General features: G+C 71.4%; 9 protein-coding genes and 1 pseudogene. All 10 read left to right on the top strand.

Annotated elements, in window-relative coordinates; genetic code table 11:
- Positions 1–38: 38 nt before the first annotated feature.
- The 10 genes and pseudogenes from OG764_RS14670 (at position 39) to OG764_RS14625 (ending at position 11,980) form a co-directional block, all read left to right on the top strand.
- Positions 39–1,337 carry a DUF6716 putative glycosyltransferase gene (locus OG764_RS14670; protein ID WP_328973010.1) on the top strand — a complete coding sequence of 433 codons (1,299 nt, stop codon included), beginning with the start codon at positions 39–41 and terminating at the stop codon, positions 1,335–1,337.
- Positions 1,334–2,059: pseudogene (locus tag OG764_RS14665) on the top strand (acylneuraminate cytidylyltransferase family protein); the annotation flags it as partial. The gene OG764_RS14670 and the pseudogene OG764_RS14665, both read left to right, overlap by 4 nt.
- 252 nt (positions 2,060–2,311) lie before the next feature.
- Positions 2,312–3,235: an N-acetylneuraminate synthase family protein gene (locus OG764_RS14660; RefSeq protein ID WP_328968875.1), complete on the top strand. Its 924-nt coding sequence runs from the start codon at positions 2,312–2,314 to the stop codon at positions 3,233–3,235.
- Positions 3,236–3,312: 77 nt separating this feature from the next.
- Complete coding sequence (locus OG764_RS14655; protein ID WP_443055933.1) at positions 3,313–4,653, top strand: hypothetical protein; 1,341 nt, start codon at positions 3,313–3,315, stop codon at positions 4,651–4,653.
- A 137-nt stretch (positions 4,654–4,790) separates the two neighbouring features.
- Positions 4,791–6,035, top strand: a complete 1,245-nt coding sequence (locus tag OG764_RS14650; protein ID WP_328973008.1) for an amidohydrolase — start codon at positions 4,791–4,793, stop codon at positions 6,033–6,035.
- A 239-nt stretch (positions 6,036–6,274) separates the two neighbouring features.
- Entirely contained in the window at positions 6,275–7,336 is a 1,062-nt protein-coding gene (locus OG764_RS14645; RefSeq protein WP_328968874.1) for a BMP family lipoprotein, read from the top strand.
- 231 nt (positions 7,337–7,567) lie between these two features.
- A complete protein-coding gene (locus OG764_RS14640) occupies positions 7,568–9,205 on the top strand; it encodes an ABC transporter ATP-binding protein (protein ID WP_328973007.1) in 1,638 nt (545 codons plus the stop codon).
- Positions 9,202–10,317, top strand: coding sequence for an ABC transporter permease (locus OG764_RS14635; protein WP_328968873.1), 1,116 nt, complete (start codon positions 9,202–9,204; stop codon positions 10,315–10,317). The genes OG764_RS14640 and OG764_RS14635 overlap by 4 nt, the downstream gene beginning before the upstream one ends.
- A complete protein-coding gene (locus OG764_RS14630) occupies positions 10,314–11,579 on the top strand; it encodes an ABC transporter permease (RefSeq protein ID WP_328968872.1) in 1,266 nt (421 codons plus the stop codon). Before OG764_RS14635 ends, OG764_RS14630 begins: the two co-directional genes overlap by 4 nt.
- A complete protein-coding gene (locus OG764_RS14625; protein ID WP_328968871.1) occupies positions 11,576–11,980 on the top strand; it encodes a cytidine deaminase in 405 nt (134 codons plus the stop codon). Before OG764_RS14630 ends, OG764_RS14625 begins: the two co-directional genes overlap by 4 nt.
- The last annotated feature ends 17 nt before the right edge of the window (positions 11,981–11,997 follow it).

The following is an 11,997-nucleotide window of genomic DNA, read 5'->3' as shown; positions in this document are numbered from 1 at the left end:
TGCCAGTAAGTACCAACGGCGTAAGTGCTCCCGGAACGATGCGGGTTGCCGTACTCGCCGATTCCGATACGCGATGGAAATGGGGCGCTCTCACCGCCCAGCGCCTCGCCCCCGAACCCAGCCTCACCGGATTCCTGCTGCGCGGCCGGGCCACCCCGACCGCACGCCAGCTCGGTGAGGTCGGCGTCCGCGCCGACCGGCTGACCGAGGTGACCTGCGCGCAATTCCTCGCGGAGGTCCGGGACGGCCGGTTCGACGCGGTCGTCCTCGCCCTCGTGGGCGGGGCCGTCCAGGCCGTGCTGCACGGAATGCGCGCCCTGTGGCCGCAGCCCGCGGACCGGCCGGTGATCGTCACCGGCTACGTCGGCGTCGTGTACGAGAAACTCGCCGACGGGCTGCTGCTGCGGCACGGCGCCGACCTCGTGCTCGCCAACTCCCGTCACGACGCGGACCGGTTCCGGGCCGTGTACGAGGGAGTGGGCGCCGACCCGTCGAGCGTCACCGAGGCCGCGCTGCCCTTCCTCGGCGGAGCCCCGTACGAGGAGCGCACCGGCCGTGCGCACACCGTCGTCTTCGCCGCCCAGCCCTCGGTCCCCGAGAGCCGCGCCGACCGCGGCTACCTGCTGCGCCGCGCCGCCGAACACGCCCGGCTGCACCCCGACCGCGAGGTGCTGGTCAAGCTGCGCAGCAAGCCCGGCGAACACACCACCCACCTCGAAGAGCTGCCCTACCAGCGGCTCGCCGAGAAGGTCCCCGGCGGCCTGCCCGCCAACTGCCGCCTGGTGTACGGGAACATGGGCGAGGTCCTGGACCGCACCGACCTGCTGGTGACGGTCAGCTCCACGGCCGCGCTGGAATCCCTGCACCGGGGCATCCCCACCGCCGTCCTCACCGACCTCGGCATCCGCGAGGCGCTGGGCAACCACCACTTCCTCGGCTCCGGCTGCCTGGCCTCCTGGGACCAGCTCGACGAGGGGCTGCGCCCGCGGCCCGACGCCGCCTGGCTGGCCCGCCAGGGCGTCGCCGCCGACGGCCCGTACGACCGGGCCTTCGAGACCGCCCGCGCACGGGTGGCCGAACTCGCCGCGCTCCCCCAACTGCCCCCGATCGCCCCCTACTACACGCGCGCCACCGCGCCCGGCTACCTGCCCGGCATCCTCGCCCGCCACCACCTCGGCCCCGACGGCACCCCGCTGCCCGGCGCCGCCCGCCCGGTGGCCGAGGGGTCGAAGGTACGGCGCTACGTGCGCTCCGCCCTGCGGGACGCGGCGCGCGGTGCCTACCGGCACGGCGTACAGCGGGTGGCCCCGGCCATCCGCCGGATGGGAGAACTGTGAACCTCAAGCCCGGCTCCGCCCACCCCGTGGTCCTCGCGGTCATCCCCGCCCGCGGCGGCTCCAAGGGCGTCCCCGCCAAGAACCTCGCCGAGGTCGGCGGAGTGCCGCTGGTCGCCCGCGCGGTCCACGCCTGCCTGGAAGCCGGCCTGGTCACCGACGTCGTGGTCTCCACCGACGACGAGGCGATCGCCGCCGCCGCCCGCGAGGCCGGCGCCGAGGTCGTGCCCCGGCCGGCCGCCATCGCGGGGGACACCGCCACCAGCGAGTCCGCGGTCCTGCACGCCATGGACGCCTTCGAGGCGCTGCGCGGCGTCCGCGTGGACGTGGTCCTCCTGGTCCAGGCGACCAGCCCCTTCGTCACCGCCGCCGAGATCGAGGGGGTCGCCGCCGCGGTCACCGTGCGCGGCGCCGACTCGGCGATGACGGTGGCCCCCTTCCACGGTTTCCTGTGGCGCGAGAGCGCAGTCCCCTCCGGCCGGACCGGATACGGCGTCAACCACGACGAGTCGCACCGGCCGCGCCGCCAGGACCGGCCGCTCGACCTGCTGGAGACCGGCGCCGCGTACGCGATGAACGCCTCCGGGTTCCGGGCCGCCGGCCACCGATTCTTCGGCCGCATCCTGCCCGTCCACACCGACCCGGCGCGCGTGCTGGAGATCGACGACCCGCACGACCTGGCCCGCGCCCGCGCCCTGGCCCCGCTGCTGGACGCCGTGGAACCGGACTGCCACCTCGACCCCGTGGACCCCGCGGATCCCGACGCACTCGTCTCCCTCGCGGACCTGCACGGCGTACCTCCGTACACCCCGCAGGACGTGCACGCGCCCTAGCGCCGCACCTCCCGCAGGCCAGCCAGCCACCCCGCCCGCCTGCCCGACCCGAAGCCCGTACCCGCCCCGGAGGCGGACCACCCCGAAGCAGTCCCCGGCCTCCGGGCACCCCGTACACCTCACCACCGAAGGACGTTCCCTGCCATGACCGCCACCTCTTCGCCCCGCCTGCGCCAGCTCGGCTCCCGCACCGCCGGCCCCGGTCAGCCCGTCTACGTCGTCGGCGAGATCGGCATCAACCACAACGGCGACCTCGGCAACGCCTTCGCGCTCATCGACGCCGCCGCCGAGGCCGGCTGTGACGCCGTCAAGTTCCAGAAGCGCACCCCGGAGATCTGCACCCCCCGCGACCAGTGGGACATCGAGCGCGACACCCCCTGGGGCCGCATGACGTACATCGACTACCGCCACAAGGTGGAGTTCGGCGAGGAGGAGTACCTCGCCATCGACGCGCACGCCAAGCAGCGCGGCATCGACTGGTTCGCCTCCCCCTGGGACACCGAGGCCGTCGCCTTCCTGGAGAAGTTCGACGTGCCGGCCCACAAGGTCGCCTCCGCCTCGCTGACCGACGACGAGCTGCTGCGCGCCCTGCGCGCCACCGGCAAGACCGTCATCCTCTCCACCGGCATGTCGACCCCGGCGCAGATCCGCCACGCCGTCGAGGTCCTCGGCAGCGCGAACATCCTGCTCTGCCACGCCACCTCCACCTACCCGGCCAAGGCCGAGGAGCTCAACCTGCGCGTGATCAACACGCTCCAGGAGGAGTACCCGAACGTCCCCATCGGCTACAGCGGCCACGAGACCGGCCTGCAGACCACCCTCGCCGCGGTCGCCCTCGGCGCCACCTTCGTCGAGCGCCACATCACCCTCGACCGCGCCATGTGGGGCTCCGACCAGGCCGCCTCCGTCGAGCCCGGAGGCCTCGCCCGCCTCGTCCGCGACATCCGCACCATCGAGACCGCCCTCGGTGACGGCGTCAAGAAGGTCTACGAGTCCGAGCTCGGCCCGATGAAGAAGCTCCGCCGCGTCCAGGGCGAGGTCGCCGAGCTCGCCCCCGCTTCGGTCTGAGCCCCTCCCCGCCCCGCCGCCGCCCCGCTTTCCCGCCGCCCGTCCGGCACGGCCCGCCCCGACCCGAGGAGCACGTGGTGACTTCGCACCCGACGACCCTGGCCTTCGTGGAGAGCCCGGTCCAGCTGCTCAACGTCCTGGAGTGGGCCTACGCGGACACCGGCCCGGCCGCGCCCGCACCGGCCGGCGGCGGGGCCACGGGGACGGACGGCACCGGGACCGACGGGACCGGGGGCGACCACGGCGCCGACGGCACCAGGACGGCCCCCGCGGAACCGGGAGCCGCCCTGCTGGACGGCGTACCGGCCCAGCCCTCGCTGCGCCGCCACGAGTCGGCGCAGCGGCCGGGGCACGAACCGGAGCGGGCGGCCGGCCTGCCCGACCGGGCCGGCGACCCGCCCTCGGACGACACCGGCCGGCGGCGGTACGACGACCTGCGGATCGTCGTGCTGCCGCCGGTGGACCCGATGTCCCGCGGCCAGCTGCGCCGGATGGCCGCGCTGGCCCGGGACGAGGGCCACCAGGTGCAGTGGCAGGAGGCCCGGGGCGGCGGCGCGGCCCCGCTCAAGGCCCTCGCCGCACTCGCCCGCCGGGTGCGCGGGGCCTCGCGGATCGTCGTCGGAGACCCGTTCTCCCGCTACGTACAGCTGCTCCTGACGCTGGTGAAGGCGGAAGAGCTGGTCGTCGTCGACGACGGCACCGCCACCATGGAGTTCGTCTCCCAGATCGCCCGCGGCGAACGGCTGGTGCGCTGGCACCGGGTCGGCGGCCGCGGCCTCGCCGGCCGGACCCGCGAACTGGCGTACGCGCCGGTCTCCGGCACCGCCCGCCGCCGCTTCACGCCCCGCGCCGGCCACCGGGTCGAGGTGTTCAGCTCGATGCCCGTCACCGTCCCCGACGGAGTCCGGCTGCGGGTCAACGACTTCGCCTGGACCCGGTCCGCGTTCGGCCCCCCGCGCATCGGCAAGGGCACCGACCTCGTCGGCACCTCGCTCGTGGAGACCGGCGTCGTCGACCTCGACCGGTACGTGGCCGCCGTCCGCGGCCTGGCCCGGGCCCACGGCGCCACCCGCTACTTCGCGCACCGCCGCGAGACCAACGACAAACTGCGCACCCTCGGCGAGGCCACCGGCCTGGAGATCGTCCGACCGGACCTCCCGCTCGAACTCATCGCCCGCCGTGGACCCGTGGGCCGTACGATCGTCAGCTTTCCGTCCACGGTCGTCCACACCCTGCCGTACGCCCTGACCGGCACCGGCGTCACCGTCGCCGTGGTGGACATCGACCCCGACTGGCTCACCGGCACGGCCTCGCCGCGGGCCCGCAGTTTCCTGTCCGACGTGACCGAGACGGCACGTGACGTGCGCAGGCTCAGCACCGCGGCGGGACCCCTTCCGACACCCACCCCGGCCGGATGAGCGGCGGAGTTTACCCCCAGCCGCAGGAGCCTATGCGCCTGGAAGCCGGTTTTTCTTACCCTAACGGGCTGAACTTTTGCTGATCTCCAGCCAGTTGGCCCTGGGGTGCGCCTACCCTTAAACGGGTGAACCAGTTGATGTCCCGCGACTCCCAGACCGCCCTGCCCGGAGAGCCGGCCGAGCCGGACCTGCCCGGCAAGCTCCCGGAGCACCTGCGTGCCGAACTGATCGCGTTCCGCCGGGACTTGCACATGCATCCCGAGCTGGGCCACCAGGAGTTCCGGACCACCGCCGCGATCAAAGCCAGACTCGAGAAAGCCGGGCTCCGGCCACGGATCCTCGCCACCGGGACCGGCCTGATCTGTGACATCGGCACATGGGACGGCAAGCGCCCCATGCTCGCCATCCGCGCGGACATCGACGCCCTGCCCATCCCGGACGCCAAGGTGTCCGCCCCGTACCGCTCCACGGTCCCCGACCGGGCCCACGCCTGCGGCCACGACGTACACACCGCCACCGTGCTCGGCACCGGCCTGGTGCTGGCCCGGCTGCACCGCGAAGGGCTGCTGCCGCGGCCCGTCCGGCTGCTGTTCCAGCCCGCCGAGGAAGTCCTGCCCGGCGGCGCCGCCGAGGCCATCGAGTCGGGCGTGCTGGACGGCGTGGGACAGATGATCGCCGTGCACTGCGACCCGCGGGTCGACGCCGGCCGCATCGGGCTGCGGGCCGGTGCCATCACCTCCGCCTGCGACCGGCTGGAGGTGGCCCTGTCCGGGCCCGGCGGGCACACCGCGCGCCCGCACCTGACCACCGACCTGGTCACCGCCGCCGCCCGGGTCGCCGTCGACGTGCCCGCCCTGCTGGCCCGCCGGCTCGACGCCCGCTCCGGGCTGTCGGTCACCTGGGGACGGATCGAGTCCGGCCACGCCTGCAACGTCATCCCGATGCACGCCGAGCTCTCCGGCACCATCCGCTGCCTGGACATCAACGCCTGGCACGACGCCCCCGACCTGATCCACGCGGCCATCGACGAGGTCGCCGCGCTCCACGGGGCCAAGTCGGAGATCACCTACGTGCGCGGGGTGCCGCCGGTCGTCAACGACCCGGTGGTCACCGAACTGCTGCGGGACGCGATGGCGGCCCGCCGCGGCGCCCACGCCGTCGAGGACACCGAGCAGAGCCTGGGCGGCGAGGACTTCTCCTGGTACCTGGAGCACGTCCCCGGCGCGATGGCCCGGCTGGGCGTCCGCACCCCGGGCGGCAGCGTCAAGCACGATCTGCACCGCGGCGACTTCGACGTGGACGAGTCCGCGATCGCCGTCGGGGTCGAGCTCTTCACGGCCGCGGCCCTCATCGACGCCCGCCGGGCCAGGCCCGTTTCGTAACGGAAGGCCAAAGGATTTCCGATCCGCTCCCGGACCCTCCAGGGGGTCCGGGAAGCTCCCCGGAGCCCGCTGGCAACAGGGTTTTAGGCCCTTCGGGTTACCGATCGGTCACTGTCCGGTTCGCGACGATCCGATAACGACTCCTGAACGGGCTCTTAACTGACATCTACGCGCGTTACGATCGCCGCGAAACCAGCGCCGGTCGTGGCGCTTCGGTCAGGTTTTGAAGGAGCCTCCCCTTGCGCCGGATCACCAGGATCGCGACCGTGGGCATTGCGTCCGCGGCCCTCGCCCTCTCCGCCACTGCGTGTGGTGGAAAGAAGTCCTCCGACACCGCGTCCTCGGACTCGTCCTCGTCGGCGGGTTCCACCGCCGCCATCGCGTACGACATCGGCGGCCGCGGCGACCAGTCGTTCAACGACGCCGCGTTCGCCGGTCTGGAGAAGGCCGAGAAGGACCTCGGCGTCAAGGGCGCGGAGGCCGAGCCCACCGAGGGCGAGAGCGACGCCGACAAGGTGCAGCGCCTCACCGAGCTCGCGCGCAAGGGCAGCAACCCGGTCATCGGTGTCGGCTTCGCCTACGCCCCGGCCATCAAGAAGGTCGCCGCGAAGTTCCCGAAGACCACCTTCGGCATCATCGACGACACCTCGGTGACCGCGCCGAACATCGCGAACATGGTCTTCAACGAGGAGCAGGGCTCCTACCTGGCCGGCGTCGCCGCCGCCAAGGCGTCCAAGACCGGCAAGGTCGGCTTCATCGGCGGTGTCGAGGTCCCGCTGATCAAGAAGTTCGAGGCCGGCTACGTCCAGGGCGTCAAGGACACCAACCCCAAGGCCGTGGTGCTGACCCAGTACCTGTCGCAGCCGCCGAACTTCGAGGGCTTCGCCAAGCCCGACCTCGGCAAGCAGGCCGCCGAGGGCCAGATCGCCAAGGGCGCCGACGTGGTCTACGCCGCTGCCGGTCTCGCCGGTTCCGGTGCGATCGAGGCCGCTTCCACCGCGGGCAAGTGGGCCATCGGTGTGGACTCGGACCAGTACAACCAGGCCGGTCTGGCGAAGTTCAAGGCCAAGATCCTGACCTCCGTCACCAAGGACGTCTCGGACTCGGTCTACAACCTGATCAAGTCGGTCAAGGACGGCAAGCCGCAGTCCGGTGAGGTCCGCTACGGCCTCGACAAGGACGGCGTCGGCCTGGCCGACTCCAACCCCGAGTACAAGAAGATGACCGAGCTCATCGCCGCGGTCGACAAGGCGAAGGCCGAGATCATCGCCGGCAAGATCAAGGTCAAGACCGCGCCGTAAGGCAGGTCGTCTCGATCTGACGGTCGCCGGGGTCCGGGTTGCGGTCTCTTCACCGCTCCCGGACCCCGGGCCGCATTTGTGGCCTGAAGTTTTCACTTTCGACAGAGCTACGCGCGTAGAGGTCTCGTGGACGCGATACCTTCACGACCCGCCCTGTCCTCCCTGCCTTCCGCTCCTTCGCGCCAAGGAGAGTGCGTCATCAACGCGTCCAGCCCGCCCCCCGCCGTAGAACTGCACGGCATTACCAAGCGCTTCCCCGGCGTCGTCGCCAACAAGGACATCGCGATCACGGTCCGCAAGGGCACTGTGCATGCCCTGATCGGTGAGAACGGTGCCGGCAAGTCGACTCTGATGAAGATCCTCTACGGCATGCAGAAGCCGGACGAGGGCACCATCGCGATCGACGGGGAGCAGGTCGCCTTCAGCACCCCCGCAGATGCCATCGCCCGCGGCATCGGCATGGTGCACCAGCACTTCATGCTGGCCGACAACCTCACCGTCCTGGAGAACGTGGTTCTCGGCGGCGAGAAGCTGTACGGCATCGGTGCCAAGGCCCGCAAGAAGATCCTGGAGATCTCCGACGCCTACGGTCTGGGCGTACGCCCGGACGCCCTGGTCGAGGACCTGGGCGTCGCCGACCGCCAGCGCGTGGAGATCCTCAAGGTCCTCTACCGCGGTGCGAAGATCCTCATCCTCGACGAGCCGACCGCCGTGCTCGTGCCGCAGGAGGTGGACGCGCTCTTCGGCAACCTCCGCGAGCTCAAGGCGGAGGGTCTGACGGTCATCTTCATCTCGCACAAGCTGGGCGAGATCCTGAAGGTCGCCGACGACATCACCGTCATCCGGCGCGGCACCACGGTCGGCACCGCCGACCCGAAGACCGCCACCACCAAGCAGCTCGCCGAGCTGATGGTCGGCAGCGAGCTGCCCTCGCCCGAAACCCGCGAGTCCACGGTGACCGACATCCCGATGCTCCAGGTGACGGGCTTGACCGTCGGCGCGGAGGGCGCGGTCGTCGCGGAGCCCGAGGTCCTGGTCCGCGAGTCCTCGGAGGACTCCGCGGTCCGCGAGAGGACCGAGGCCGGCCGGCTGCTGCTGGACGACATCAGCTTCACCATCCACAAGGGTGAGGTGCTCGGCATCGCCGGCGTCGAGGGCAACGGCCAGACGGAGCTCATCGAGGCCCTGATGGGCATGTGCCTCCCGGACGGCGGCGTCATCAGCCTCGACGGCCAGGACATCTCCACCGCCCCCACCCGCAAGCGGCGTGAGGGCGGCATCGGCTACATCCCCGAGGACCGGCACCGGCACGGCCTGCTGCTGGAGTCCCCGCTGTGGGAGAACCGCATCCTGGGCCACGTCACCGAAGAGCCCAACTCCAAGCGCGGCATCCTCGACCCGAAGGCGGCCCGCAAGGACACCGAGCGGATCGTGCGCGAGTACGACGTCCGCACCCCGGGCATCGAGGTCACCGCGGCCTCGCTCTCCGGCGGCAACCAGCAGAAGCTGATCGTCGGCCGCGAGATGAGCCACAACCCGAAGTTCCTGATCGCCGCCCACCCCACCCGTGGTGTGGACGTCGGCGCGCAGGCGCAGATCTGGGACGCGATCCGGGAGGCACGTCGCGAGGGCCTGGCCGTCCTGCTGATCTCCGCGGACCTGGACGAGCTGATCGGCCTGTCGGACACGCTGCGCGTGATCTACCGCGGGCGCCTGGTCGCGGACGCCGACCCCGCGACCATCACCCCGGAGGAACTGGGCACCGCCATGACCGGCGCGGCCCGGGGACACCTGGATCACGACGAGAACGCAGCGAGCACCGACAACGACTCCGCCGCGGCCGATTCGCCGGAGGACGAGGCCCGATGATGAAAATCGACAAGGACAAGCTGATCCTGGGTGCCGCCGGGCCGGTGCTCGCGCTGGTCAGCGCCTTCGTGCTGACCGCCGTGGTGCTGCTCGCCACGGGCGTCAACCCGATCGAGCCGATCCGCCTGATGGTGGAGAACGCCGGTTACGAGGACGTCCAGGTCCTGATCGTCAATCAGACCGGCACGTACTACCTGGCAGCCCTGGCCGTCGCCATCGGCTTCCGGATGAACCTCTTCAACATCGGCGTCGACGGCCAGTACCGCCTCGCCGCGATGGTGGCCGCCGTGGTCGGTGCGGCAGTGAGCCTGCCGGGTCCGCTGCACATCCTGCTGATCGTGCTCGTCGCCATGTGCGTCGGCGCCTTCTGGGCCGGCATCGCCGGCATCCTCAGGGCCAAGCGCGGTGTCAGCGAGGTCGTCTCGACGATCATGCTGAACGCCATCGCGACCGCCCTGGTGGCCTGGCTGCTGCGGCCCGAGAACTTCGGCGTGCAGCTGGAGGGCTCGAACGACCTCACCACCGGCGACATCCCCGAGTCCGGCTGGTTCCCGGCCCTGAGCCTGGGCGACTCCGGTGAGATCTACGGCTTCACCTTCGTCGCCTTCGCCCTCGGCATCGTCTACTGGTTCGTCCTCAACCGGACCCGCTTCGGCTTCGACCTGCGCGCCTCCGGCGCCAGCGAGTCCGCGGCCCAGGCCTCGGGCGTCGACGGCAAGAAGATGATCCTCACCGCGATGCTGATCTCGGGTGCGGTCGCCGGCCTCATCGGCATGCCGACCCTGCTGGGCGACACCCACACGTACAGCCTGTCCTTCCCGGCCGGTATCGGCTTCACGGGCATCACGATCGCGCTGCTCGGCCGCAACCACCCGGTCGGCATCTTCTTCGCGGCGCTCCTGATCGCGTTCCTGGACAAGGCCTCGGCCGTGCTCGACCAGTACGGCTACGCCAAGGAAATCGCCACGATCATGAAGGGCCTGATCGTGATCGCGGTGGTCGTCTCGTACGAGCTCGTCCGCCGTTACGGCATCCGCCGCCAGCAGCAGAAGGTCGGCGAGGAACTCGCCGCCGGCGGCGCCATGAAGACCGAGAAGGAGGTCGCGGCGTGAGCACCAGCACTGTCTCCGCGGCAAAGTCCGCGCCCAAGGCGGGCGGCGGCCGCAAGAAGCTCACCCTGCCCTGGATCCTGCTGATCATCGCCGGCGGCCTCGTGCTGATCTCGGCGGTCCGCCTGATCAGCGGCGCCGACGACCTGACCTCCGTCGGCCAGGTCTCCGGCGCCCTGAAGCTCGCGGTCCCGATCGGCCTCGCCGGCCTCGGCGGCCTGTGGTCCGAGCGGGCCGGCGTGGTCAACATCGGCCTCGAGGGCATGATGATCCTCGGCACCTGGTTCGGTGCCTGGGCCGGCTACCAGTGGGGTCCCTGGACGGGCGTCCTGGTGGGCATCCTCGGCGGCGCGCTCGGCGGCCTGCTGCACGCGATCATCACGGTGACCTTCAACGTCAACCACATCGTCTCCGGTGTGGCGGTGACCATCCTGGCCGCCGGCATGACGCAGTACCTGTCGAACTACACGTTCAACGAGGAGCCCGGCGGCTCCTCCAAGCAGTCGCCGCGCATCGACCCGATCACCGAGATCGACGTGCCCGGGTTGTCCGACTGGATGACCACCCTCCAGGGCAAGCACTGGTTCCTGCTCTCGGACATCGCCGGCGTCATCGGCGGCCTGGTCACCAACCTGTCGCTGCTGACCGTCGTCGCCCTGCTGCTGATCCCCGCGAGCACCTGGGTGCTGTGGCGGACCTCCTTCGGCCTGCGGCTGCGCTCATGCGGCGAGAACCCGGTCGCCGCCGAGTCCCTCGGCGTCAACGTGTACAAGTACAAGTACATCGCCGTGATCGTCTCCGGCGCCCTGGCCGGCCTCGGCGGCGCGTTCCTCGCGATCGTCTCCACCGGCATCTACCAGGAGGGCCAGACCGGCGGCCGAGGCTACATCGGTCTCGCCGCGATGATCTTCGGTAACTGGATGCCGGGCGGCATGGCGCTGGGCGCGGGCCTCTTCGGCTTCACCGACAGCCTCAAGCTGCGCGGCGGCGCCGAGAACGTGCACGCCATGCTGCTGCTCCTCGCGATCCTCCTGGTCGTGGCCACGGCCTGGCAGCTGTACAAGAAGAAGTACGTCCAGGCCGGCGTCGCCGCCGCGTTCTCGGTGCTGCTCTTCCTCTGGTACGCGCTGACCGACGAGGTCCCGAGCCAGTTCGTCGACGCCGCCCCGTACGTCACCACCCTGCTGGTCCTCGCGCTCTCCGCGCAGCGGCTGCGGATGCCCAAGGCGGACGGCATGCCGTACCGGAAGGGCCAGGGCAAGTGACCGCGCCCGGCGCGCCCGCCGCCGGCTGGGACGCCCTGCGGGAGCAGGCCAAGGACGCCATGTCCCGCGCCTACGCCCCGTACTCCGGCTTCCCGGTCGGCGTGGCCGCCCAGGTCGACGACGGGCGCGTGGTCACCGGCTGCAACGTGGAGAACGCCAGCTACGGACTGGGCCTGTGCGCCGAGTGCGGCCTGGTCTCCTCGCTGCAGGCGACCGGCGGCGGCCGGCTCACGCACTTCACGTGCGTGGACGGCAAGGGCGAGATCCTCGTCCCGTGCGGGCGCTGCCGGCAGCTGCTGTACGAATTCGGCGGCCCCGAGCTGCTGGTGGAGACCCCCGACGGGGTGCTGCCGCTCTCGGCCATGCTGCCGCAGGCCTTCGGGCCCGACCATCTGAGATAGCCGTACGACGACGGCCC

Source organism: Streptomyces sp. NBC_00239, from assembly GCF_036194065.1.
In the GTDB taxonomy this organism is placed as follows: domain Bacteria; phylum Actinomycetota; class Actinomycetes; order Streptomycetales; family Streptomycetaceae; genus Streptomyces.
Note: the sequence above shows the minus strand (reverse complement) of the source record. Positions and strands in the feature narration are given on the sequence as shown.